20 protein-coding genes are annotated in these 23,151 nt (G+C 66.1%); 5 read left to right on the top strand and 15 right to left on the bottom strand.

The annotated features are described in order from the left end of the window. Positions 1–35 precede the first annotated feature (35 nt). Entirely contained in the window at positions 36–1,013 is a 978-nt protein-coding gene (locus QFZ42_RS19705) for a Bug family tripartite tricarboxylate transporter substrate binding protein (RefSeq protein ID WP_307702577.1), read from the top strand. Between the two features lie 35 nt (positions 1,014–1,048). Then, the gene (locus QFZ42_RS19710) at positions 1,049–2,116 is read left to right on the top strand and encodes a 4-hydroxythreonine-4-phosphate dehydrogenase PdxA (protein WP_307702578.1); all 1,068 of its coding nucleotides are present in this window, start codon (positions 1,049–1,051) and stop codon (positions 2,114–2,116) included. Positions 2,117–2,213: 97 nt separating this feature from the next. On the opposite strand, the gene QFZ42_RS19715 is transcribed toward QFZ42_RS19710, so the two are convergent. From QFZ42_RS19715 to tal, 3 genes are all read right to left on the bottom strand, one after another. Further along, positions 2,214–2,546 (bottom strand): DUF805 domain-containing protein, encoded by a 333-nt coding sequence (locus QFZ42_RS19715; protein ID WP_307702579.1) that lies wholly within the window; start codon positions 2,544–2,546, stop codon positions 2,214–2,216. 184 nt (positions 2,547–2,730) lie between these two features. After that, a complete protein-coding gene (gene pgi, locus QFZ42_RS19720) occupies positions 2,731–4,287 on the bottom strand; it encodes a glucose-6-phosphate isomerase (RefSeq protein ID WP_307702580.1) in 1,557 nt (518 codons plus the stop codon). Positions 4,288–4,289: 2 nt separating this feature from the next. After that, positions 4,290–5,249 carry a transaldolase gene (tal, locus tag QFZ42_RS19725; protein WP_307702581.1) on the bottom strand — a complete coding sequence of 320 codons (960 nt, stop codon included), beginning with the start codon at positions 5,247–5,249 and terminating at the stop codon, positions 4,290–4,292. 243 nt (positions 5,250–5,492) lie between these two features. Between tal and QFZ42_RS19730 the strand changes: the two genes are divergently transcribed. Beyond that, positions 5,493–6,170 (top strand): lipocalin family protein, encoded by a 678-nt coding sequence (locus QFZ42_RS19730; RefSeq protein WP_307702582.1) that lies wholly within the window; start codon positions 5,493–5,495, stop codon positions 6,168–6,170. Here QFZ42_RS19730 and QFZ42_RS19735 read toward each other — a convergent pair. From QFZ42_RS19735 to QFZ42_RS19750, 4 genes are read right to left on the bottom strand one after another with little or no spacing between them, the layout of a single operon-like run. Further along, entirely contained in the window at positions 6,157–6,819 is a 663-nt protein-coding gene (locus QFZ42_RS19735; RefSeq protein WP_307702583.1) for an HAD family hydrolase, read from the bottom strand. The two genes, QFZ42_RS19730 and QFZ42_RS19735, sit on opposite strands and share 14 nt — an antisense overlap. 12 nt (positions 6,820–6,831) lie before the next feature. Continuing rightward, positions 6,832–7,881, bottom strand: a complete 1,050-nt coding sequence (locus tag QFZ42_RS19740) for an ABC transporter ATP-binding protein (protein WP_307702584.1) — start codon at positions 7,879–7,881, stop codon at positions 6,832–6,834. A gap of 59 nt (positions 7,882–7,940) precedes the next feature. Further along, entirely contained in the window at positions 7,941–10,214 is a 2,274-nt protein-coding gene (locus QFZ42_RS19745; protein WP_307702585.1) for an ABC transporter permease, read from the bottom strand. Beyond that, a complete protein-coding gene (locus QFZ42_RS19750; protein ID WP_307702586.1) occupies positions 10,215–11,228 on the bottom strand; it encodes an ABC transporter substrate-binding protein in 1,014 nt (337 codons plus the stop codon). A 140-nt stretch (positions 11,229–11,368) separates the two neighbouring features. On the opposite strand from QFZ42_RS19750, the gene zwf reads away from it, so the two are divergent. Continuing rightward, on the top strand, positions 11,369–12,835 hold the full coding sequence (zwf, locus tag QFZ42_RS19755) for a glucose-6-phosphate dehydrogenase (RefSeq protein WP_307702587.1): 1,467 nt from the start codon (positions 11,369–11,371) through the stop codon (positions 12,833–12,835). Between the two features lie 59 nt (positions 12,836–12,894). Here the strand turns inward: zwf and ygiD are convergent, their stop codons facing one another. From ygiD to QFZ42_RS19795, 8 genes are all read right to left on the bottom strand, one after another. Beyond that, the gene (gene ygiD, locus QFZ42_RS19760) at positions 12,895–13,824 is read right to left on the bottom strand and encodes a 4,5-DOPA dioxygenase extradiol (RefSeq protein WP_307702588.1); all 930 of its coding nucleotides are present in this window, start codon (positions 13,822–13,824) and stop codon (positions 12,895–12,897) included. 56 nt (positions 13,825–13,880) lie between these two features. Further along, positions 13,881–14,909 (bottom strand): ABC transporter ATP-binding protein, encoded by a 1,029-nt coding sequence (locus tag QFZ42_RS19765; RefSeq protein WP_307702589.1) that lies wholly within the window; start codon positions 14,907–14,909, stop codon positions 13,881–13,883. After that, a complete protein-coding gene (locus QFZ42_RS19770; protein WP_307702590.1) occupies positions 14,906–15,976 on the bottom strand; it encodes an ABC transporter ATP-binding protein in 1,071 nt (356 codons plus the stop codon). Before QFZ42_RS19770 ends, QFZ42_RS19765 begins: the two co-directional genes overlap by 4 nt. Positions 15,977–15,997: 21 nt before the next feature. Further along, the gene (locus QFZ42_RS19775; RefSeq protein WP_307702591.1) at positions 15,998–16,909 is read right to left on the bottom strand and encodes an ABC transporter permease; all 912 of its coding nucleotides are present in this window, start codon (positions 16,907–16,909) and stop codon (positions 15,998–16,000) included. Positions 16,910–16,980: 71 nt separating this feature from the next. Next, on the bottom strand, positions 16,981–18,564 hold the full coding sequence (locus QFZ42_RS19780) for an ABC transporter substrate-binding protein (RefSeq protein WP_307702592.1): 1,584 nt from the start codon (positions 18,562–18,564) through the stop codon (positions 16,981–16,983). Positions 18,565–18,597: 33 nt separating this feature from the next. Further along, positions 18,598–19,863, bottom strand: coding sequence for a M20 aminoacylase family protein (locus QFZ42_RS19785; RefSeq protein WP_307702593.1), 1,266 nt, complete (start codon positions 19,861–19,863; stop codon positions 18,598–18,600). Between the two features lies 1 nt (position 19,864). Further along, positions 19,865–20,845, bottom strand: a complete 981-nt coding sequence (locus tag QFZ42_RS19790; protein ID WP_307702594.1) for an ABC transporter permease — start codon at positions 20,843–20,845, stop codon at positions 19,865–19,867. A gap of 193 nt (positions 20,846–21,038) precedes the next feature. Beyond that, complete coding sequence (locus tag QFZ42_RS19795) at positions 21,039–22,232, bottom strand: porin (protein WP_307702595.1); 1,194 nt, start codon at positions 22,230–22,232, stop codon at positions 21,039–21,041. 280 nt (positions 22,233–22,512) lie between these two features. Between QFZ42_RS19795 and coq7 the strand changes: the two genes are divergently transcribed. After that, positions 22,513–23,142: a 2-polyprenyl-3-methyl-6-methoxy-1,4-benzoquinone monooxygenase gene (gene coq7, locus QFZ42_RS19800; protein ID WP_307702596.1), complete on the top strand. Its 630-nt coding sequence runs from the start codon at positions 22,513–22,515 to the stop codon at positions 23,140–23,142. The last annotated feature ends 9 nt before the right edge of the window (positions 23,143–23,151 follow it).

Raw genomic sequence — 23,151 nt, forward strand, 5'->3', positions numbered from 1 at the left:
GTACGCTCGTGCCAAACAAGCAGGAGACACACCCGATGAAGCCTTCTTTCCTTGCCCGCGCCGCGAGCCTGGCTGCACTGGCACTGACAGCCGCCGCCGCGGCCGGCGCGCAGCCCGCCTACCCCGACAGGCCGCTGCGCATCATGGTCGGCGCCTCGCCCGGCGGCGGCACCGACATCCTCGCGCGCGTGCTGGCCGACAAGTTCGCTCCGGTGCTCAAGCAGCCGGTCACGGTGGAGAACCGGCCCGGCGCCTCCAACACCATTGCCGGCGAGCTCACCGCGCGTGCCGCGGCCGACGGCGCCACGCTGCTGCTCGCCACCAACACCGCGCAGGCGGTGGCGCCCCACATCCTCAAGCTCAAGTACGACCCGCTGAAAGACTTGCATCCGATCGGCCTCGTGGCCGTGATGCCCAACGTGCTGGTGGTGTCGGCCAGCTCGCCCTACAAGTCGGTGAAAGAACTCGTGGCGGCCATGGGCGCCAAGCCGGGCGGCTTCAAGTACGCCTCCTCCGGCATCGGCAGCACGCAGCACGTGGGCGGCGAGGCTTTCAACCTGGCCACGGGCATGAAGTCGATCCACGTGCCCTACAAGGGCAGCTCGCAGGCGCACATCGACATCATCGGCGGCGAGGTCGACATGATGTTCGACAGCACCTCCTCCGCCATGGGGCAGATCAAGGCCGGCAAGTTCCGCGCGCTGGCCGTGAGCGCGCCGCAGCGCTCGCCCGAGCTGCCCGACGTACCCACGCTGGCCGAGCAGGGCATCAAGGGCGCGGACGTATCCACCTGGTACGGCCTCTACGTGACGGCCGGCACGCCACGGCCCGTGGTGGAACGGCTCGGCACCGAACTCACGCGCACGCTGAAGCTGGCTGACGTGCAGGCGCGCATCAAGGGCCTGGGCGGCGAGCCCGGCGCGATCACCGGCGAAGCCTTCGCAGCGATGAACCGGCAGGAGTTCGAGCACTACGGCCAACTCGTGCGCGACGCCAACATCAAGGCCGAATGAGGCCGCCCTTCATTTCTTCACTTCAACTTGCCGATATGCCAACCTCATCGAAGACCCCGAGTGCGATCTCCGCAAAACCCCGCGTCGCCGTGCTGCTCGGCGACCCGAGCGGCATCGGCCCCGAAATGGCCGTGAACCTGCTGGCGCGCCAACGCAACCTGGACGCCGCGCGCGTGTTGCTGATTGCCGACCCGATCGTGCTGGCCGCGGGCGAGCGCGTGGCGGGCGTAAAGCTCGACCCGGTGCAGGTGACGGGGTTCGACGACCTGCGCTTCGAGGACGGCCGGCCGAGCTTGATCGCACGCGACTGGATGGCGGGCCGGGAGCCGGTGCTCGGCGAGTCGAACGAGGCGTCAGGGCGCGCCTCGTTCGAAGCGCTGGAGCTCGCCACCTCGGCCGTGCGGCGGGGGCAGGCGGAGGCGATTCTTTTTGCGCCGCTCAACAAGCATTCGCTGCGGCTCGGCGGCCTCGTGCACGAGGACGAGTTGCGCTACATGCAGGAGCGTTTCGCGGTGACGGGCTTCGTTTGCGAGTTCAACCTCACGGGCTCGCTCTGGACCTCGCGCGTGACCTCGCACATACCGCTGAAAGAGGTGGCGAGCCACATCACGATGCAGGGCGTGAGCGACGCGGTGAAGATCATCGCTTCGGCCTTGCGCCGCTCGGGCGTGGCACAGCCGCGCATCGCGGTGACCGGGCTCAATCCGCATGCGGGAGACGGCGGCTCCATCGGCATGGAAGAAATCGAAATCATCGCGCCGGCCATCGAACGGCTGCGCGCCGAGGGCTTCGACGCGCGCGGCCCCTTCTCGCCCGACACGGTGTTCATCGGCGCGCGGCGCGGCGATGTGGACGCAGTGGTGTCGATGTACCACGACCAGGGCCAGATCGCGATGAAGCTCATGGGCTTCGAGCAAGGCGTGACGCTGCACGGCGGACTGCCGGTGCCGGTGGCCACGTCGGCCAGCGGCAGCGCCTTCGATATCGCCGGCAAGGGCATCGCGCAGATCGAGGGATTGCAGCAGGCCTTCGACCTGTGCGTGCGCATGGCCGGCAGTGCGCCGGTACCGGCGCCCTCGAAGGCGCAAGCTGCTGCGGCCTGAGCGCCTCGCTTCAACACAAGCCTTGCGGCCAGAGCAAAACGGAAAAAGGCCGCTTGCGCGGCCCCGCAGATACAGCGCGCGTGGCGCCCCGCCAAACTCAGGCGCTCGCCGGCTCGCCGTGGGGGTTGGACTCGGGCTGCGTCGGCTGGACGTAGAAATAGATCAGCACGAGATTGACGATCGGAATGAGCATCAGCAGCTGCAACCAGCCGCTCTTGCCGATGTCATGCAGCCGGCGCGTGCCCACGGCCAGCACGGGCAGCAGGAACCCCAGCGCCGCGACGAGATAGACGTATTGGTTGATCAGGCTCGCCACGATGAGAACGACCACCTCGGCCAGCACGAACCACCAGTACTCCGAACGCGATGCACGCCCGCTGAAATCTGCGTACTTGCTGAAACAGGTCTTGACCGCTGTTTGAAAATTCATTGACCGACTCCTCTTGATTGATCCCCGGGGAAATTTCCCCGGGAAGATCATATCGGCGTGTCCTCGAACTACAAACTCGGCCAAAACGGCTATCGGTCCCGCAAACAAACGGCCTATTGCAGGGGCTTGCAGGGCATGCGCGGGCTCGACGCGCGCCCTGAATCGGCTTTCAGCGGCTCGGAACTCAGGCGCCCAGGCGCTTGAGCAGGCCCGCCGTCGAGGCATCGAGCCCCGTGATGTCGCCCGAGGCGAGGCGAGGCTCGATGTCCTTCGCGAGCACCTTGCCGAGCTCCACGCCCCATTGGTCGAAGCTGTTGATGCCCCACAGCGCGCCGCTGGTGAACACGCGGTGCTCGTACAACGCGAGGAAGGCGCCCAGCGATTCCGGCGTGAGCTTCTCGAACACGAAGAAGGTGCTCGGCCGGTTGCCCGGAAAGTTCTTGTGGCCGCCGGCATCGAGCTTGCCGACCATCAGCGCCTGCGCCTGCGCGAGCGCATTGGCGAGCAGCTTGGAATGATGGCCTTCGAGGTCGTGGGCCGCGTCGCGCACCGCCACGAACTCGAGCGGAATCACGTCGGTGCCCTGGTGCAGCATCTGGAAGTAGGCGTGCTGGCCGTTGGTGCCGGGCTCGCCCCAGAGCACGGGCGAGGTGCCCAGGCCCGCGGGCAGCGGCGCGCCGCTGGCGTCGACCTGCTTGCCGTTGCTTTCCATCTCGAGTTGCTGCAGGTAGGCCGGCACGCGCTTCAGCGCGCTGTGGTACGGCGCGATGCCGCGGCTCGTGAAGCGATGGAAGTTGCGGTACCAGACGTCGAGCAGACCGAGCCGCACCGGCAGGTTCTTCTCGAGCGGCGCGGTGCGGAAGTGCTCGTCCATCGCATGCGCGCCCGCGAGCAGCCGGCGAAAGCCGTCGGCGCCGATGGCCAGCGCAATCGGCAGGCCGATGGCCGACCATAGCGAATAGCGCCCGCCCACCCAGTCCCAGAAGCCGAAGGTGGTGTCGATGCCGAATTTGTTCGCCGCTTCCACGTTGGTGGTGAGCGCGGCGAAGTGGCCGGCGATGTCGGTGCCGCCCGATTGCTCGTACCAGCGCCTGGCCGAGAGCGCGTTCGTCATCGTCTCGGCCGTGGTGAAGGTCTTGGACGCGATCAGGAACAGCGTGTGCTCCGGCGCCAAGTCGAGCAGCACGCCGGCGAGTTCGTGGCCGTCGACGTTCGACACGAAGTGAAAGCGCTTGCCCGGCGCGGCGAACTCGGCCAGCGCGAGCACCGCCATCTGCGGGCCGAGGTCGGAGCCGCCGATGCCGATGTTGACCACGTCGGTGATCGTGTGGTCGCCTCGCACCTTCTCGGCATAGGCCAGCATCGCGTCCAGCGTGGCGTGCACGTCGCGCAGCTCGCCGGCCGTCTTGCCCACTGAGGCGTTTGCAGGCGCCCGCAGCAGCGTGTGCAGCACGGCGCGGTCTTCGGTGTTGTTGATGTGCTCGCCCGCGAACATGGCATCGCGGTGCGCCTCGAGGCCGCATTCGCGGGCCAGCGTGAGCAGCATTTCCTCGGTGCGCGCGTCGATCAGGTTCTTCGACAGATCGGCGAAGAGGTCGGGCGCCTCTTGGCTGAAGCGCTCGAAACGCCCGGCGTCGTCGACGAAGGCATGGCGCACGTCGAACTGGCGGCCCGCGGTCTCGAAGTAGCTCTGCAGTTGCGCCCACGCGGGCGCTCGGTCGCAGCGAAGGGTCATGGCCATGTTTACTTGCCGCTTTCCTGCATGAGTTTTTCCAGCTTGACGGCGTCGGCCGCGAAGGCGCGGATGCCTTCTGCGAGCTTCTCGGTGGCCATGGCGTCTTCGTTGAGCGCGAAGCGGAAACCGGCCTCGTCGTAGCTCACCTTCTGCACATCGGCCATGGCAGCGGCCTTGGCGCCATCGAGCGCATGTTCGAGCGGCTCGTTGTTCGCAGCCAGCTCGGCCAGCAGCTCGGGGCTGATGGTCAGCAGGTCGCAGCCGGCCAAGGCCTGGATCTGTCCCACATTGCGGAAGCTCGCGCCCATCACCTCGGTCTTGATGCCGTGCTGCTTGTAGTAGTTGAAGATCTCGCGCACCGACTTCACGCCCGGGTCGTTCGCGCCCGCGCTGGCGGTTTCGTCCCATTGGGCGCCGGCCGACTTCTTGTACCAGTCGTAGATGCGGCCCACGAACGGCGAAATCAGCTGCACGCCGGCATCGGCACAGGCCACGGCCTGCGCGAACGAGAACAGCAGCGTGAGGTTGGTGCGGATGCCCTTCTGCTCGAGCGCCCGTGCCGCCTGGATGCCTTCCCATGTGGAGGCCACCTTGATCAGCAGGCGCTTCTCGGTGTCGATGCCCTCGGCCTTGTAGAGCGCCACGATGCGCTCGCCGCGCGCGATGGTGGCGGCCGTGTCGAACGAAAGGCGCGCGTCGACCTCGGTCGATACGCGCCCCGGAATGATCGAGAGGATTTCGGCGCCGAAGCGCACCAGCAGGCGGTCGATGACCTCGTCCAGCGGCTTGCCCGCGTGGTTCTTGACGGCGGCGTCGAGCAGCGGCCGGTACTCGGGCTTTTGCACCGCCTTGAGGATGAGCGACGGATTGGTGGTCGCGTCCTGCGGCTTGGAAATGCTGAGTTGCTTGAAGTCACCGGTATCGGCGACCACGGTGGTCCATTGACGGAGAGCATCGAGTTGATTCATGGCGAAGATTATCCTGTGCGGGTGATGACAAGTCCTGCACGCTGTTGCGCTCGGGCCGATGTTTTCATGCGCACCCTAGCACGGGTTTTCACTGCGCCGCATCGGCCTTCGGCCGACAGGGTTGTCCGCCGGCCGCCCTGCCCTACACAGGCTGTGGTCCGCCGCTGACGGCGGTATTCCGGTTGGCGGGCTAGCCTGCGGCTTCCCGCCTTGATGCTTTTCGACCACAGGAGTGCTCTTTCCATGTCTTTCCGACGCCGCACCGCAGCGCCCGCCGCTTCCCGCCGCGCTCCTTTCGATGATCGCCGCACCAGCGCCGCCATCGGCACCCTGGCGACCGCATTCGTCGTGGGCGGCGTGGCCACCTGGATCGCACTGGGCGCCGGCCGCACTGCCCGTGCGCAATTGCCCGGCCCGGCCGACGGCGCGCCGCTGATGCGCGCGCCGCTGCAGGTGGTGGCGCCGGTCGATCTCCAGCGCTATGCCGGCATCTGGCATGAACAGGCCCGCCTGCCCAACCGCTTTCAGAAGCAATGCGCGGGCCCCGTGACCGCCGAGTACACGCCCCAGCCGGACGGCACCGTGCAGGTGGTCAACCGCTGCGTGCGGCCCGACGGCAACTTCGACGAAGCGGTGGGAACGGCCCGTACGGTGCCGGTGGCGGGCCAGCCCGGCGCGGGCCGGCTCGAAGTGCGCTTTGCGCCGTCATGGCTGAGCTGGCTGCCGATGGTGTGGGGCGACTACTGGATTCTGAAGCTAGACCGCGATTACCAGGTGGCGCTGGTCGGCACGCCCGATCGCCAATACCTCTGGGTTCTTTCGCGCGCCCCGCGCCTGGAAGACGAGGTGCTGAAGGCCGAGCTGGACTACGCCGCCAGCCTCGGGTTCGACACCGCCAAGGTGATGTTCACCGCCCGATAACAGCGGGAGCAGCCGAGATCGCCGGAACAGCCGGCAGGTAGCGCCCGAGCTGCGCCGCCAGCGCGGCGGGATGGGTGCAATGGACGGCGTGCCAACCGAAGGCGCGCGCGGCTTCCACATTGGCGGCCGAATCGTCGATGAACACCGTCTGCTGCGGATCGAGCGCATGGCGCACCGCCAGCAGCTCGTAGATTTCGCGATTCGGCTTGATGAACTTCACGTCGCCCGAGAAAACACCGCCGTCGAAACGCCGCATGAAGCCATGCCGGCGCTCGATGGCGCGCGCATAGGGCGAAGGCATGTTCGAGAGGTAATAAAGGCGCAACGCCTCGCCGGCATCGCGGCGCGCGAACAATCCCTCGAGCAGTTCGACAGTGACCGGAATCGGCTCGAGGCGCTCACCCAGATCGCCGAGCATGGCGTCGAGCCGCGCGGCCGGCAGCGAAAGCCGCTGTGCCATGCGCGCAATGGCATCTTCGAGCGAGCGCGTGCCGCAGTCGAAGCACATCCAGTCGTCATGGTGGAACAACGCCCGCCCCAGTGCCGCGGCGGCAAGCTCCGTCGGCGCGTGCTCAGGAAGATGGGTTTGCACCAGCCGGGTGGGCTCCCATGCCAGCAGCACGGCGCCAAGATCGAAAACCACGTTCATGGCGCCATTGTTTCATGCGCCGGGCACCACGCTGACGCCATGCGCCGCCAGCGACAGCGTGGCCTCTGCGCCGGCAGCCAGCGGGCGCGAAAGATCGGTCGACACCACGAAGACCGGCCCGAGCGAGGTGTCGAAGCCGTACTCGTAGAAGCTGCCGAGGTAGGCCGCCTTGCGCAGCGTGGCGGGCAGTCCCTCGCCGGCCCCGCCCATCCCGATGTGCCAGGCCTCGGGCCGAACCGCCACCTTCACCGTGCCGGGCGCCACCGCATACCGCGGCTGCAGGCGCAGCGGCCCGAGCGTGACGCTGCCGTCGGCTTGCGCCGTGGCCGGAAACACCATCGCCTCGCCCATGAAACCGGCGACGAACTCGCTTTCGGGCCGGCCGTAGAGTTGCTCGGGCGTACCGCGCTGGGCAATCACGCCGTGGTCCATCACGATGATCTGATCGCTCACGGCCAGCGCCTCGCTCTGGTCGTGCGTCACATAGGCCACCGTGAGCTTCAGCCGCTGCTGCAGCGCGCGGATTTCTTCCCGCATCTCGCGGCGCAGCCGGGCATCGAGATTGGACAGCGGCTCATCGAACAGCAGCACCGCGGGCTCCAGCACCAGCGCACGCGCCAGTGCCACCCGCTGCTGCTGGCCGCCCGAGAGCTCGCTCGGCAGCCGCTCGTCGAAGCCGACCAGGCCCACGCCCTTGAGCGCATCGCGCGCCCTCGAGGTGGCCTCGTCCTTCTTCACGCCGCTCATGCGGAGGCCGTAACCCACGTTCTCGATCACGTTCATGTGCGGGAACAGCGCGTAGCTCTGGAACATCATGCTCACGTTGCGCTCGGCCGGGCCGAGCGTGGTCACATCGCGTCCGCCCATGAAGATCGAGCCAGAGGTCGGCGACTCGAGCCCCGCGATCATGCGCAGCGTGGTCGTCTTGCCGCAGCCGGAGGGACCGAGGATGGTCGTGAGCGTGCCGACCGGCACCTCGAAGCTGATGCCCTTGACGGCCAGCGGACCGTTCCTGTCGGTGCCGTAGCGCTTGGTCACGTTGCGGAATTCGATGCCGTTCATTCAGTAATCTCCGTGCTGCGCACTGCGATATTCGCCTTGGGAGCGAGCGGCCCGGCGGCTCATGCTGCGAGGCTTTCCATTTTGTGATGTCCCTGGTGCGGGGGCGTGGCCCCGCGCCGCCCCAGCTTGCGCTCCCCGACCACGAACTGCACCAGCGCAATCGCCAGCGACATCAGGATCATGAGCACCGTGCAGTAGGCCAGCGCAATGCCGTAGTCGCCATTGCCGACGCGGCCGATGATGTAGGTGGTGGCCAACTCGTTCTCGGCCGTCACCAGGAAGATCACCGCGCTGACGGTCGTCATCGCACGCACGAAGCTGTAGACCAGCGCGGCCACCAGCGCAGGCTTCAAAAGCGGCAGCACCACCTTGAACAGGGTCTGCGAGGTCGACGCGCGCAGCATCAGCGAGGCTTCATCGAGCGAGCGGTCGAGCTGCTTGAAGGCCGCCGTGCCGGCCCGCACGCCCACCGGCAGGTTTCGGAACATGAAGCACAGCACGATGATGAGCCCGGTGCCCGTGAGCTCGAACGGCGGCACGTTGAAGGCTAGGATGTAGCTCACGCCGAGCACCGTGCCCGGAATCGCAAAAGCCAGCAGCGCGCCGAATTCGAAGATGCCCTGCCCCTTGAACTCGTTGCGCGCGAGCAGCCAGGCGATCAGCAGCCCCAGCGCCGCGGTGATCGGCGCCGAGATGCCCGCGAGCTTGAGCGTGGTGATGAGCGAATTCCACGCCGTGCCCGCCCACACGAGCCCGAACTGGCCCCACTCGAGCGCGAAGGCGGTCTTGAAATGGTTGAGGGTGAAGCTGTAGTCGCGCCCCCAGGTCTGCACGAAGCCGCCCGCGAAGGCGAAGAGGTAGACCACGGCGGTGAACGCGATCCACGGCAGCGCGATGCACTGGATGGTGCGGCGCACGCCGTCGGGCAACGCCATCGCGATGCCGGCGTCGCCCTTGCCGCTCACGGTCGTGTAGTTCTGCTTGCCGAGCACCCCGCGCTGCAGCGCGAACACACCGAGTGCAAAGATCGTCAGCACCCAGGCGAGCGAAGCCGCGCGGCCCTGGTCGTACTGCGCGCCGACAATGGCGAAGAAGATATCGGTCGACAGCACCGAGAACTGCCCGCCCACGACCACCGGGTTGCCGAAGTCCGCAATGCTCTCGATGAAGCCGACCAGGAACGCGTTGGCCAGCCCGGGCTTCAGCAGCGGCAGCGTGACGGTGAAGAAGGTGCGGCGCCGGTCGGCGCGCAGCATTTGCGCTGCCTCTTCCAGGCTCGGCGCAATGCCCTGCACCACGCCGCGCATGATCATGAAGGCAATGGGCGTGAAGGCGAAAAGCTGCGCCACCAGCACGCCGGGCATGCCGTAGAACCAACGCGTCGGCTCGATGCCGAACACGTTCTCGAGCAGCTGGTTGACGATGCCCGCGCGGCCGAACAGCAGGATCAGCCCCAGGCCCACCACGAAGGGCGGCGTGATGATCGGCAGCAGCGCCAGCACCCTGAGCGCGCCTTGGCCGCGCTTGCTGCCGCGCTCGGCCATCAACGCCATCAGCGTGCCGAGAAAGGTGGTGCCGGCCGCCGTGAGCAAGGCCAGCACCAGCGTGTTCCACGCCACCCCGCAGCGCACGCCGCCCGCAATGCAGCCCAGGCCCCAGATGCGCTCGGTGAACACGCGCGCAATGAAAGCGCTGATCGACCATTGCCCGTCTTCGTTGAAGAAGGCGCCGGCCAGCGCCTTGCTTACCGGGTAGGCAATGAAGAGCGCCATCAGCACGCCGCAGCCGATGACCGCGGCGGCCACGAACAGGTCGCCCTTGAAGAGCCCGAGCCGCGCGATACCGAAGGCGGCCAGCAGCGTGAGCGCGGTGAGCGCCACGAAGCCACCCGCGCCGATACCGAACTGGTTGATCGCCAATTCGCCGAACTGCGCATTCAGCGCCGCGAAGCTCCAGCCCCGGGCGCCGATGCTGAAGCCTGCGACAGCCAGGCCGATGGCGCCGATGGCACCACCCGCCAGCAGCCAGCGTCCCTGCGCCCGTCCCGCCGGCAACCAGGCGCCGATGGCGCACATCGCCAGACCGATGAGCCCGATGAAAAGCCAGCCGCGCCCTTGCACAGCCGCCTGCATCAGGCCGTTGGCGCCCTCCGCCTGGCCGAACACCTGGGGAACGGCCTCGTACCAGGTCGAATCCTGGATCGCATACCAGGGCAGCACGAGGTAGGCCGCGAAGCCCAGCGCCACCCAGGCCCAGATCCAGCGCTGCGACCGCCGGGCCGAGGCCGCGGCGGCCGGGTTGACCGGCGCGGCGCCGGCAGGGACGGCGGCCACTTAGCGCGGCAGCGAGTTGACGTCTTTTTCCCAGCGCGCAATCAGGCGCCGGCGCTCGGCGCTGGCACCGTACTTCGCGTAGTCGTAGTCGATGAACTTGATCTTCTTGAAGTCCGGAATGCGCGGGTCGAGCTTGGCGGTCGCGTTGCTCGGGAGCTGAAACTGCTTGTTGGCGGCGCCGAGCTCCTGCGCGCTTGGCGTCAGCGCCCACTCGTAGAATTTCTTGGCGGCCTCGAGGTTGCGGGCGCCCTTGATGATGCTCATCGAGCCGATTTCAGCACCGGTGCCGTCGCTCGGGGTGATGGTTTCGACCGGAAAGCCCTGCATCTTCTCGCCCGGACCGTCGTGCACGAAGCTGATCGACACGGCCGTTTCGCCTCGCGCCACTGCCTTGATGGGGCCGGTGCCCGATCGGGTGTACTGGCCCACGTTCCTGTGCAGCGCCTTCAGGTAGTCGAATGCCTTGTCTTCGCCCATGAGCTGCACCAGCGTGGCGATCATCGTGTAGGCCGTGCCGCTGGAGGCGGGATTGGCCACCTGGATGTCGCCCTTGTATTCAGGTTTGAGCAGGTCGGCCCAGGTCTTGGGCACGGGCAGCTTCTTCTTCGCGAGCAGCTCGGGGTTGTAGCCGAAGCCCAGCGGGCCGGAGTAGATGCCGACGGTCTTGTAGCCCGACTGCTTGGCCTGCTGCTGGGCCCATGGATGGAGCTGCGCCAGCGTGGGCGACTTGTATTCGAGCGTCAGGCCCTGTTCGGCCGCCTGCAGATGCGGATCGCCGGTGCCGCCGAACCAGACGTCGGTCTTGGGGTTGTCCTTTTCGGCGATCAGCTGGGCCAGCGCCTCGCCCGAGCCCTTGAGCGACATGTTGATGCGGGTACCGGTGGTGCGCGCATACACGGTCGCAATCACGTTGCACCATTCGGCCTGAACCGAGCAGATCACGTTGACCGTGCCCTGCGCCGACGCGGCGGCCGACAAAGCCAACATTGCTGCTGCAGTAAAAAGCTTCTTCATGTGAAAACCTCGCGTCGAAAACAAAAATAGGCCTTTCGGCCGGGGTGGAGCGTAGCTTTCGTACAGGTTTCATGAATCGGTACAAGTACCATTCGGTTGAAACAGCCCCATCGGCATCAAGACAAAAGGAAATTCGACTCATGAGCTTCGATCTCGTTCTGTTCGGCGGTACTGGCGATCTTGCATGGCGCAAGCTGATGCCGGCGCTGTTCCAGGCCTTCAGACACGGCAGCCTGCCGAAAGACGGACGCATCGTCGGCGTGGCGCGGGACGACCTCTCGGACGACCAATACCGGGAATTGATCCAGTCGCGATTCAACGCCGTCGAAGGTGCCAAGCGCCCTTCGGCCGAAGAATTCGAGAAGTTCGCCTCGCTGCTGCACTACCTGCGCATGGATCTGTCGAAGCCGGCCGACTACGCCCGGCTTGCCGATTTGCTGAAGCAGCGAAATGCCGACACCGTGGTGATGTACGTGGCCACGGCACCGGCGCTCTTCACCCAGGTGGTGGAGCAGATTGCCGCCGCCGGCCTCAACGGGCCGACGACCCGCATGGTGCTCGAAAAGCCGTTGGGGCACGACCTGGCCTCGAACCGCGCGATCAACGCCGCGGTGCGCAACGTGCTTGAAGAAAAGCAGGTGTTCCGCATCGACCACTACCTGGGCAAGCCCTCGGTGCAGAACCTGTTCGCGATGCGATTCGGCAATGCGCTGTTCGAGCCGATCTGGCGCCGCGAGCACATCGCCAACATCCAGATCACGATTGCGGAAGACCTGGGCGTCGAAAAGCGCGGCGCCTTCTACGACCAGACGGGCGCGCTGCGCGACATGGTGCAGAACCACGCGCTGCAACTGGTCTGCGCCATCGGCATGGAGCCGCCGATCAACTCGCATGCCGATGCCATTCGCGACGAGAAGCTCAAGGTGCTGCGAGCGCTCAAGCCCTGGACGCCCGAGACACTGGGGCTGCACGCCATTCGGGGCCAGTACACGGCCGGCACGGCCTACGGCGAGCGCGTGCCGGGCTACAAGGAAGAACCCGGCGTCGACCCCGAAAGCCGCACCGAAACCTTCGTGGCGCTGCGCACCGAAATCGCCAACTGGCGCTGGGCCGGCGTGCCGCTCTACATCCGCACCGGCAAGCGGCTGGCCTCGCGCGACGCGCGCATCGAGGTCAACTTCAGGCCGACGCCGCACGCGATCTACCGCGCCCCCTCTGGCGCCGTCAACAAGCTGGTGATCAACCTGCAGCCCAAGGACGGACTGGAACTGCACATGCTCGCGCAGGCACAGGACAACCGCCGCGGCAACGGCCACCAGAGCGCCGCGCAGCTGGCGCCGGTGCAGCTCGACCTCGACTTCGACAAGCGCTTCGGCGCCGAGCGCGTGGGTGCCTACGAGCGGCTGCTGCTCGACGTGATCGACGGCCGCCTGAACCTGTTCGTGCGCAGCGACGAGCAGGAAGAAGCCTGGCGCTGGGTCGAACCGCTGATCGACAGCTGGGCATCGGACGGCGGCCCGCGCCCCTACGCCGCCGGCACTTGGGGCCCGAGCGCCTCGAGCGCGATGATTGCGCGCGACGGCTTCTCGTGGAGCGAGGAGCAGTAGCGGACGCTCAGAAGGCGTGAAGGAACCGTCGCGAGCGCAGCAGGTTCATTCACACCTTCTCAGCCGAATTGCAGGCAGCGCATGCTCAGCGTGCCTGACTGAAAGCCTTCGAAGGTCGTTTTCGCGCGCTCGTTCGCTCCCGCGCCGAGCGCGTAGAGAAACGGAAAGTAATGGTCCGGCATGGCGACCGCGGTCGATGCGCCTTCCAGCTTTTCATAGCCGATCAACGCGCGGTCGTCACGGCCCGCCAGCGCGGCCTTGACCGCGTCGTCGAACGATTGCGCCCAGGGCCGGCTCGCCTTCGGCCCGTCGATGGTCCCGCGGTCGGTGGCCCGCAGGTTGTGCACCACGTTGCCGCTTCCCATCACGAGCACGCCCTTGTCGCGCAGCGCCGCCAGGTCGCGGCCGACGGCGTAGTGAAACGCCGCTGGCTTGTCGTAGTCGATGCTGAGCTGGAAGACGGGAATGTCGGCCTTCGGATAGAGGTGCTTCAGCACCGACCACGTTCCGTGGTCCAGGCCCCATTGCTCGGTGCCCACCACCGCAGTCGGCTTCACCGCGCCGGCGGCTTCGCGTGCCAGCGCGGGATGGCCCGGCGCCGGGTACTCGACGTCGAACAGCGCTTGCGGGAAACCGCCGAAATCGTGAATCGTCTTCGGCCGCTCCTGCATTCCGACGCCGGTGGCGCCGCGGCTCAGCCAGTGGGCCGAAATGCTCAGGATGGCCGAGGGCCGCGGAAGCTCCCTGCCCCATGCAGCCAGGCGGCGCGTGAAGGCGTTGTCGGCCAGCGCATTCATCGGCGAGCCATGGCCGATGAAGATGACCGGCATCCGCTGCGACGGCGCACCGGCGGCAGCGTGCGACAACGAACAAAGGGATGCCAGTGCCGCGGTGGCACCGAGCGCGGAACTCATGAGGAAGCCACGGCGGCCGAGTTCCGTTCGCATCGATTGGCCGCTGTATTCGCTGGGGTGCTTCTTCATTGTCATGGCCGCACTCTGCGCCGGCTTTCCGCGCATGTCAGTGCGTTTGCGCACACGCTGGACTAGATGCGGCCCTCTTCGGCCGCATGGCAGGCCACTTGCACGCCCCTGATGTTCAACAGCTTCGGCCGCTCGGCCGAGCACCGCGCATTCGCATGCGGGCAGCGCGGATGAAACGCGCAGCCGGTCGGCGGATTCAGCGGGTTCGGCACCTCGCCCTGCACCGGCGTGCGCTGGCGACCCGTGTGCTTCATCTGCGGAATCGCGTCGAGCAGCATCCGCGTGTACGGATGCTGCGGCTCCGCGAAGAGCTTCTGCTTGTCGGCCACTTCGACCAGCCGGCCCAGGTACATCACGCCGACCTGGTCGGCCACGTGCCGCACCACGGCAAGGTTGTGCGAGATGAAGAGATAGGTCAGGCCCTGCTGGCGCTGCAGGTCCTTCATGATGTTGAGCACCTGCGCCTGCACGCTCACGTCGAGTGCCGAGGTGGGCTCGTCGCACACCAGGAACTCCGGCTGCGTGGCGAGAGCGCGGGCGATGGAAATGCGCTGGCGCTGTCCGCCCGAGAACTGGTGCGGGTACTTGCTCATGTCCAGCGGCGAAAGGCCGACGGACTTGAGCAGCTCGCCGACGCGCTCGCGCAGCTCGGCCTTGCCGCGGAGGATGCCGTGCTCGCGCAGCGGCTCGCCGATGATGTCTTCCACGATCCAGCGCGGGTTCAAGCTCGCGTAGGGGTCCTGGAAGATCATCTGGATGCGGCGGCGCAGCTTGCGGCCTTCGGAGGTCTTGAATGCGGCGTGCGCGTCCTGGCCGTCGAACTGCAAGCCACCACGCGTGGGCGCATAGAGGCCGACCAGGAGGCGCGCCACGGTGCTCTTGCCACAGCCCGATTCGCCGACCAGCGCCAGCGTCTTGCCGCGCTCGATGGAAAAGCTCACACCGTCCACCGCGTGCAGCAGCACGCGCGGCTTGCGCTCGAGCACGCGGTTGAGCCAGGGTGGCGACACGTCGAAGGTGCGGGCCAGGTCGTGGGCGACCACGAGTGGCTCGCCGCCTTTTGTCTTGCGGGGTTCGATCACGGCGCTCATCGGCTCACCTCGGCCAGCGGTGCGGCCGCATCGGGCACGGCGCGCTCGCCGGCCAGCTGGGCTGCATGGTGCCGGGCCGCGAGTTCGGCCTGGCCCTGGTGCGGATCGGCGGCGTCGTGCAGCCAGCAGGCCGCGCGCGTGGCGCCCGCGTGCATGAGCTCGGGCCGGTCGACCAGGCAGCGTGCGAAGGTGCGCGGGCAGCGCGGGTTGTAGGCGCAGCCCTGCGGAATGGCATTGAGCCGCGGCATGGCGCCGTCGATCTGGTTGAGCCGTTCGCGGTCGCTCGCCATGTCGGGAATCGAGGCCATCAGGCCCGAGGTGTAGGGATGCGCCGGCTGGTGAATCACTTCATGCACCGGACCGATCTCGGCGATGCGGCCCGCGTACATCACGGCCACGCGGTCGCAGGTTTCGGCAATCACGCCCATGTCGTGCGTGATCAGCATCACGGCCGCGCCGCGGTCCTTGCAGATGCGTTTGAGCAGCTGGATGATCTGCGCCTGGATCGACACGTCGAGCGCGGTGGTGGGCTCATCGGCCACGATGAGCTTGGGCTCGGCCGCCAGCGCCAGCGCAATCACCACGCGCTGGCGCATGCCGCCCGAGAACTGGTGCGGGAAGTGGTCGATGCGCTGCTCGGCGGCGGGAATGCCGGTGTCCTGCAGCAGGCCGATGGCGCGTTTGCGTGCTTCGGATTCGGTCACGGGCAGGTGCGCGCGAATGGTCTCGGTCAGCTGACGGCCCACGGTGTAGAGCGGGTTCAGCGAGGTCAGCGGGTCCTGGAAAATCGCGCCGATCTTGCGGCCGCGAATGGGCCGCATCGCATCGAAGCCGAGGTTGTCGATGCGCTGGCCTTCGAGCACGATTTCTCCGCTGGCCACGCGGCCCGGCGGCTCGAGCAGCCCGATGATGGCCGCGCCCGTGAGCGACTTGCCGGCACCCGACTCGCCGACCACGCCCAAAATTTCGCCGGGGGCAATGTCGAATGAAATTCCGTCGATTGCGCGCAGCGTGCCGCGGCGGTGCGGGAACTCGACGACAAGGTTCTTGACCTGGAGCAGCGTCATGGTGGCGTTGTCCTTTCTATCTCAGCGCAGGCGCGGGTTGAGCGCGTCGCGCAGCCAGTCGCCCAGCAAGTTCACGCTGAGCGCGATCAGCACCAGCATCAGGCCCGGAAACACGGTGATCCACCATTCGCCCGAGAACAGATACTGGTTGCCGATGCTGATCAGCGTGCCGAGCGAAGGCGAGGTCGGCGGCACGCCGACGCCGAGGAACGAGAGCGTCGCCTCGGTGATGATCGCGGTCGCGACCTGGATGGTGGCCAGCACCATCACCGGCCCCATCACATTGGGCAGCACATGGCGCAGCATGATGCGCAACGGCGCCACGCCGGTCACGCGAGCGGCCTGCACGTATTCCTTGTTGCGCTCCACCAGCGTGGAACCTCGCACCGTGCGCGCGTACTGCACCCAGCCGGTCAGCGAGATGGAGATGATGAGCACGCCGAAGGCCAGCGACTCGTGGGCATTGGGAAACAGCGCGCGGCCGACGCCCGCAATGAGCAGCGCCACCAGGATGGGCGGGAACGACAGCATCACGTCGCAGACGCGCATCAGGAAAGAGTCGAGCCAGCCGCCGAGAAAGCCCGCGAGCAGGCCGAACACCACGCCGACCATGATCGACAACACCACCGACACGATGCCGACGATCAGCGAGATGCGTGCGCCGTAGATCACGGCCGAGAGGATGTCGCGGCCCTGGTCGTCGGTGCCCAGCAGGTATTTGGAGGAGCCCTCGGCATTCCATGCGGGCGGCAGGCGCGCGTCGCCCAGTTCGAGCGTCGCGAGGTCGAAAGGGTTGTGCGGCGACACCCATCCGGCAAACACCGAACAGAACACGCAGACCAGCGCGATCAGCGCCGCCGCCATTGCCACGGGCGAGGTGCGAAAGCTGTAGCCGACATCGCTGTCGAGCCAGCGGGCAAATGTTTTTTTCATCGTGCAGCAAAAAGGATGGGCCCGCAAGAAGCGGGCCCATGGTCAAGCCGCCGGAGCGGCCGTTTCTGCGATCAGGGCTTGATGCTGATCCACTTGAAGAACATGAAGTTGTCTGCCAGCTGCACCAGCTCGACCTTCTTGCTCACGCCCCAGGCCAGCGACTGCTGATGCAGCGGCAGGTGGCCGATGTCGTCGGCATGCAGCTTGAAGGCTTCCTTGATCAGCTCGCTGCGCTTGGCCTTGTCGGTCTCGGACTGGATCTTCTTCGTCAGCTCGTCGAGCTTCGGATTGCAGTACGCGCCCAGGTTGAACTGGCCCGTGCCCTTGTCGTCGGGGCAGGCCGTGAGCGAACTCAGCGCGTTGTGCGCATCGTAGGTGGTCGGCGTCCAGCCCAGCATGTAGAAGCTGGTGTCGCGGCGCAGGATCTTGGGGAAGTAGGTGCCCTTGGTCTCGGCCGCGAGGTTGATCTTGACGCCGATCTTCGCGAGATTGGCGGCCACGCTCTGGCAAATCTGCCCGTCGTTCACGTAGCGGTCGTTCGGGCAGTTCATCGCCACTTCGAAACCGTTCGGATAGCCCGCTTCGGTCAGCAGCTTCTTGGCGGCCTCGACGTCGTAGGGCAGGCGCTTGTCCTGTTCGGCCGTCCAGCCGTTGATGCCGGGGCCGACCAAGAGGCCGGTAGGCCGCGAGGCGCCGCGCATCACGGTGCGCTGGATGCCGGCGATGTCGATGGCCTGGTAGAAGGCCTGGCGGACGCGCTTGTCCTTGAACGGGTTCTTGCCCTTGATGTTCGAGTACTGCAATTCGTCGCGCTTCTGGTCCATGCCCAGGAAAATCGTGCGCAGTTCGGGGCCGGTGATCACGCGTGCGTTGGGGCTTGCGTTGATGCGGGCGATGTCCTGCACGGGCACCGGCTCCATCACGTCGACTTCGCCCGAAACCAGCGCGGCCACGCGGGTGGCGGGGTTGGCGATGGGGGTGAAGATGATTTCTTGCGCGTTGCCTTCGATCTTGCCCCAGTAGGTGCCGTTGCGCGTGAACACGGTGCGCACGTTCGGCTGGCGCTCGCGCACGCGGAACGGGCCCGTGCCGTTGGCCTTGAACGAGGCGGCGTTCTCGATGCCCTTGCGGCGGTCGACCGGCTTGCTGGCCTGGTTGGTCTCGCACCACTTCTTGCTCATGATCATGATCTGCGTGATCACGTCGGGCAGGATCGGGAAGGCTTCGCGGGTTTCGATCTCGACGGTCAGGTCGTTGACCTTGCGCACTTCCTTGATCTCGCTCACATGCGCCTTCATGTCGGAGCCCTCGCCGGCCGCACGGGCGAAGCTGAAGACCACGTCGTCGGCGGTGAACGGGGTACCGTCATGGAACTGCACGCCCTTGCGCAGTTCGAATCGCCACACGGTGGGGGTGGCCTGCTTCCAGCTGCTGGCGAGCACCGGTGCCAGGCTCAGGTCCTTGTTGCGGCCCACGAGGGTTTCATAGACGTTGGAAGTGACGCTCAACTGAAGCGACTCGTTGAGCGAATGCGGATCGAGCGACAGCGCGTCGCCCTGGTTCGCGATCCGGACGGTCTGCGCGCTCGCGACCAGGCTGATGGCGCTGAGAGCGCACAGAACGGTGGCCGCGGCCACTTTCTTCTTGAAACTCATTGAGAACACTCCTCGGGTTGGAACCTAAAAACATCAAGACGTCGCGGTAGCGGCGTCTTTCACGGGCTGCTCGCTGCGGGTAGCAGCCAGCGGCATGCCCTGCTCGATGAGCCCCGCATGCAATGCGGCGCCGAGCGGCAGGATCTCGTCGTTGAAGTCGTAGCGGCTGTTGTGCAGGAAGGCGCCGTTCCTGACGTCCTGCCCGATGCGCAGGTAGGCGCCGGCCTTTTTCTGCAGCATGAACGAAAAGTCTTCGGCGCCCATGCTGGGCTCCATGCTGCGATCGACGTTGGAGGCGCCTACCAGCGACTCGGCCACGTCGGCCGCGAACATCGCCTCGGGGGCGGTGTTGATGGTGGCCGGATAGATGCGCTCGTACTTGATGGTGGCGGTGGCACCGAAGCCCGCGGCCACCGCCGTGCAGAGTTCGGTCAGGCGCTGCTCGATCTGCGCCTGAACGCGCGCGCTGAAGGTGCGCACGGTGCCGACGAGCGTGGCCTCGCCGGGAATGACGCTCATCGCGCCGAGGTCGCCTGCCTGCACCGCGCAGATGCTGACGACCGCCGCGTCGATCGGGCGCACGCTGCGCGAGACGATGGTTTGCGAGGCCGTGATGATGTGTGCGGCCACCACCACGGGATCGATGGTCTGGTAGGCATGGGCACCATGCCCGCCCTTGCCCTTGATCTCGATCGTGATGCGGTCGGCCGCAGCCATCATGGCGCCGCGGTTGATGCCCACGGTGCCAGCCGGCATGGCGGGCCAGTTGTGCATGGCGTAGACCGACTGCACCGGAAAGCGGTCGAAGAGGCCGTCTTCGATCATCACGCGCGCACCGGCAAAGCCTTCTTCGCCGGGCTGGAAGATCAGCACCGCCGTGCCATCGAAGTTGCGCGTTTCGGCCAGGTAGCGCGCCGCGCCGACCAGCATGGCCGTGTGCCCGTCGTGACCGCAGCCATGCATCAGGCCGTCGTTGGCGGAACGCCAGCCGAAGTCGTTGTCCTCGCGCATGGGCAGCGCGTCCATGTCGGCGCGCAGGCCGATCATTCGCCCGCTCGCCGTGGACCGGCCGCGAATGACACCCACCACGCCGGTCTTGCCGATGCCGTCATGGATTTCGTCCACGCCGCAGGCACGCAGTGCCTCGCGCACGCGGCCCGCGGTGTAGACCTCTTCGAAGCCGAGCTCGGGATGGGCGTGCAGGTCACGGCGAAAGGCCGCGATCTCCGGATAGAAGCTCGCGATGTGCGCAAACGCCCTTCCGGAGGCTTTCAGCCGCGGTGCGGCAGCAACCGTCATTTCAATGTCCTCCCGCCTTGCCGACGCGCAGCCGCGGATCGACGACGAAATACAGCAGATCGACCACCAGATTGATCACCACGAAGATCAAGGCAATGAGACACAGATAGGCCGCCATCACCGGAACGTCGGCAAAAGTCACGGCCTGGATGAACAAGAGCCCCATGCCGGGCCACTGGAACACCGACTCGGTGATGATGGCAAAGGCAATGAGGCCGCCGAGCTGCAATCCGGTGATGGTCATCACCGGCACCAGCGTGTTCTTGAGTGCGTGGCCGAAATGAATGGCGCGGTTCGTGAGGCCCCGCGCGCGTGCAAACTTGATGTAGTCGGTGCGCAGGACCTCGAGCATCTCCGCCCGCACCAGCCGCATGATCAAGGTGAGCTGAAAGATTGCGAGCGTCACGGCCGGCAGCACGATGTGATGCCATCCGTCGGCGCGGAGAAGGCCGCTGCTCCACCAGCCGAACTGCACGGTTTCACCGCGCCCGAAACTCGGGAACCAGCCCAGCAATACCGCAAAAACGAGGATCAGCAAGATGCCGATCAGGAACGTTGGCAGCGACACGCCGAGCAGCGACACGGTCATGAAGACCTGGCTCAGAAAGGTGCCGCGGCGCAGCGCGGTGTAAACACCCATCGGAATGCCGATGAACAAGGCCAGCACGGCCGCAACGAGTGCCAGCTCGAGCGTGGCCGGAAAGCGCTCGCCGATGAGGCGCGACACTTTGGCGCCCTGGCGCAGGCTCAGGCCAAATTCGCCTTGAGCCGCGTTGACGAGAAAGTGCCAGAACTGCACGAAGAAGGGCTGATCGAGCCCCAATGCGGCGCGCAGCTCGCGAATCTGCTCGGGCTTCGCGTCCTGGCCCAGCAGAAAGACGACGGGGTCGCCCACATATTGAAAGAGAAGAAAGGCGATGAACGCAACCGTGATCATGACGATCACGGCCTGGATCAGGCGGCGCAGGACGAAAGCAATCATTCAGCAAACAGAGTGAGCAGGCATGCTAGCAGTGCAAGGTGCGTGCCCGCACGGTGGTTCCCCGGGGGTGCACGCCGATGGTGCGTTCTGCTTGTGCCGATGCACCGGCAAAGCCACAAATAAAAAAGCCACTCGACTTTCGTCGAGTGGCTTTTGAGTCTTTCGATTCAAAGCTGGCTAAGCCAGCCTCAAATTAGAAGGCGTGACGGATGCCGAAATCGTAGCCGGTCGAGTTCTTCGGGGTGAAGACACCGGTGTTGATGAAAGCGGGGCCGCCAACGGTCAGAGCTGCACCGTTCTTGTTGCTCACGCGAGCAACGGTGGCGTACAGAGCCGTGCGCTTCGACAGGTTGTGCACGTAGCCGAGAGCCAGCTTGCTGGCCTTCGGATCTGCTTCTGCCGGGAGGAACGGGCTTTGGACTTCGTTGAAGTCGTACTTGACGCGCGAGTAAGAAGCGCGGATCAGGCCAGCACCAACCGGCACGGTCACGCCGAGCAGGTAGCCGGTCAGATCGGTGTCAGGACGGCCGCCGGTGAACAGCGGGGTGACTTCGTAGTCAACCTTGTTCTTCAGGCGCGACACTTCACCGAACAGCTTCACGGGACCGAAGTCATACGAAGCGCCGAGGTTCAGCGTGTTGACCTTGGTGGTCGTGCCAATGTAGAACTGGTCGCCAACCGTGCTGCTGCCGTAGGCAATTGCGACGTCCAGCGGGCCATTGGCGTAACCGAAGCGGCCAGCGATGTTACGGCCGGTGCGCGAGTTGTTCGCGACATCAGGCGTAGCCAGGCCAGGGCTGTACTTGGTCTTCTCGCTCAGGCCGTACTGCAGCTGACCGTAGAAGCCACCCAGGTTCGGCGGCAGGAAGTAGCCGATGGTGTTGCTGGCGCGGGTCGGGTGACCGAAGTCGGCAGCAGCCGTGTGAACCAGGTTGGTGCCAACGCCGTTGGTGCCGAACGGATCGAACACGGTGTGGTTCCAGAACGTGGGGGTGTAGTCGCGGCCGAGGCGGACTTCACCGAAACCACCCGACAGGCTCACGGTCGAACGACGAGCGAACGTCGAAACGCCGGTAGCGCCGTCGTCATTGGTGATCGGGGCTTCGAGCCAGAAGCTGGCTGCCAGGCCACCACCGAGGTCTTCCGTACCACGGAAGCCCAGACGGCTGGAGTTGTAGCCCGAGTTAGCCAGTTCGCGGCGGCTAACCTTGACGCTGCCTTGGTTCTGGTAGAACGGGTTCAGGAGCGTGGCGCCATTCAGGTCACGCGAGGTAGACGAGTAGCTGCTGATCGAAGCGTCGACCACACCGAAAAGCGTGACGGACGACTGAGCCGAGGCAACACCGGCAACAGCCAGGGCAGCCAGAGCAACTAGAGATTTTTTCATTGCAAGTTTCTCCAAGGTTAAACATAGGGCTCCGGTGCGAAGGGCTCACTGTGACTGGCACTTTGTGCTCCCACCGGACCCCGGGCCAACCTCCTTTTGGGAAGTTGATGCTATTGCACCAGAGCCGCCGCGGCAGGGCAAAACAATTCGCCCGAAAACTCGGGTCGCTCGCGCGTTTCGTTGCAGTCCTGCAACAAAGCGCCGGGCAAGCTCACAACTCACCATGTGAAATGGAACGGGTGCCGGGCTCCGTCTTTTCCGCATGGGTTCAAATAGATCCATGACCTTCTCGCTCGATCCCGTTCTGACCGCGGCGGATGCGGCATTGCGTACTCTTTTTGCCCGCTCCCATCCCACCCGGGCCATGCCATCGCCCACCCAGATGCCGGGTGAAATGACTGAATCGGAACGACGCGAGGCCGGCGCGCTGATGCGCGTGAACCACGTCGGCGAGGTGTGCGCACAGGCGCTTTACACGGCGCAGGCCGCCGTGGCGCGCGATCCGGCCCTCCGTGCTCGATTGCTCGAGGCCTCTCACGAAGAAACAGATCATCTGGCGTGGACGCGCCAGCGCCTGGACGAACTGGGTGCCCGTCCCTCGGTCTTGAACCCGCTCTGGTATGCAGGCGCGTTCAGCCTGGGACTGGTGGCCGGGCGCCTGGGGGATCCGCTCAGCCTGGGATTCGTCGCGGAAACCGAACGCCAGGTGGAAACCCATCTGGAAAACCATCTGGGCCGCCTTCCGCCCGCCGACAGCGCCTCACGGGCCGTCGTCGAGCAGATGAAAGTCGACGAAGCGCGGCACGCCGCTCAGGCCCTCGATGCCGGCGCTGCGGAGTTGCCGGCACCGGCGAAGGCCCTGATGCGCTTCGCTTCCCGGGTCATGACCACGGTGGCGCACCGGATCTGAGGGTTCGCG

Origin of the sequence: Variovorax paradoxus (assembly GCF_030815855.1) — a bacterium.
GTDB classification, from domain to species: domain Bacteria; phylum Pseudomonadota; class Gammaproteobacteria; order Burkholderiales; family Burkholderiaceae_C; genus Variovorax; species Variovorax paradoxus_M.

Bases quoted from the DNA above. Each gene is read 5' to 3' on its own strand.
- QFZ42_RS19795 (WP_307702595.1), bottom strand. From the start codon at position 22,232: ATGAAAAAATCTCTAGTTGCTCTGGCTGCCCTGGCTGTTGCCGGTGTT.
- QFZ42_RS19705 (WP_307702577.1), top strand. From the start codon at position 36: ATGAAGCCTTCTTTCCTTGCCCGCGCCGCGAGCCTGGCTGCACTGGCA.
- tal (WP_307702581.1), bottom strand. From the start codon at position 5,249: ATGAATCAACTCGATGCTCTCCGTCAATGGACCACCGTGGTCGCCGAT.
- QFZ42_RS19785 (WP_307702593.1), bottom strand. From the start codon at position 19,863: ATGACGGTTGCTGCCGCACCGCGGCTGAAAGCCTCCGGAAGGGCGTTT.
- QFZ42_RS19730 (WP_307702582.1), top strand. From the start codon at position 5,493: ATGTCTTTCCGACGCCGCACCGCAGCGCCCGCCGCTTCCCGCCGCGCT.
- QFZ42_RS19790 (WP_307702594.1), bottom strand. From the start codon at position 20,845: ATGATTGCTTTCGTCCTGCGCCGCCTGATCCAGGCCGTGATCGTCATG.
- pgi (WP_307702580.1), bottom strand. From the start codon at position 4,287: ATGGCCATGACCCTTCGCTGCGACCGAGCGCCCGCGTGGGCGCAACTG.
- QFZ42_RS19780 (WP_307702592.1), bottom strand. From the start codon at position 18,564: ATGAGTTTCAAGAAGAAAGTGGCCGCGGCCACCGTTCTGTGCGCTCTC.
- coq7 (WP_307702596.1), top strand. From the start codon at position 22,513: ATGACCTTCTCGCTCGATCCCGTTCTGACCGCGGCGGATGCGGCATTG.
- ygiD (WP_307702588.1), bottom strand. From the start codon at position 13,824: ATGACAATGAAGAAGCACCCCAGCGAATACAGCGGCCAATCGATGCGA.
- QFZ42_RS19750 (WP_307702586.1), bottom strand. From the start codon at position 11,228: ATGAAGAAGCTTTTTACTGCAGCAGCAATGTTGGCTTTGTCGGCCGCC.
- QFZ42_RS19710 (WP_307702578.1), top strand. From the start codon at position 1,049: ATGCCAACCTCATCGAAGACCCCGAGTGCGATCTCCGCAAAACCCCGC.
- QFZ42_RS19765 (WP_307702589.1), bottom strand. From the start codon at position 14,909: ATGAGCGCCGTGATCGAACCCCGCAAGACAAAAGGCGGCGAGCCACTC.
- zwf (WP_307702587.1), top strand. From the start codon at position 11,369: ATGAGCTTCGATCTCGTTCTGTTCGGCGGTACTGGCGATCTTGCATGG.
- QFZ42_RS19775 (WP_307702591.1), bottom strand. From the start codon at position 16,909: ATGAAAAAAACATTTGCCCGCTGGCTCGACAGCGATGTCGGCTACAGC.
- QFZ42_RS19735 (WP_307702583.1), bottom strand. From the start codon at position 6,819: ATGAACGTGGTTTTCGATCTTGGCGCCGTGCTGCTGGCATGGGAGCCC.
- QFZ42_RS19715 (WP_307702579.1), bottom strand. From the start codon at position 2,546: ATGAATTTTCAAACAGCGGTCAAGACCTGTTTCAGCAAGTACGCAGAT.
- QFZ42_RS19740 (WP_307702584.1), bottom strand. From the start codon at position 7,881: ATGAACGGCATCGAATTCCGCAACGTGACCAAGCGCTACGGCACCGAC.
- QFZ42_RS19770 (WP_307702590.1), bottom strand. From the start codon at position 15,976: ATGACGCTGCTCCAGGTCAAGAACCTTGTCGTCGAGTTCCCGCACCGC.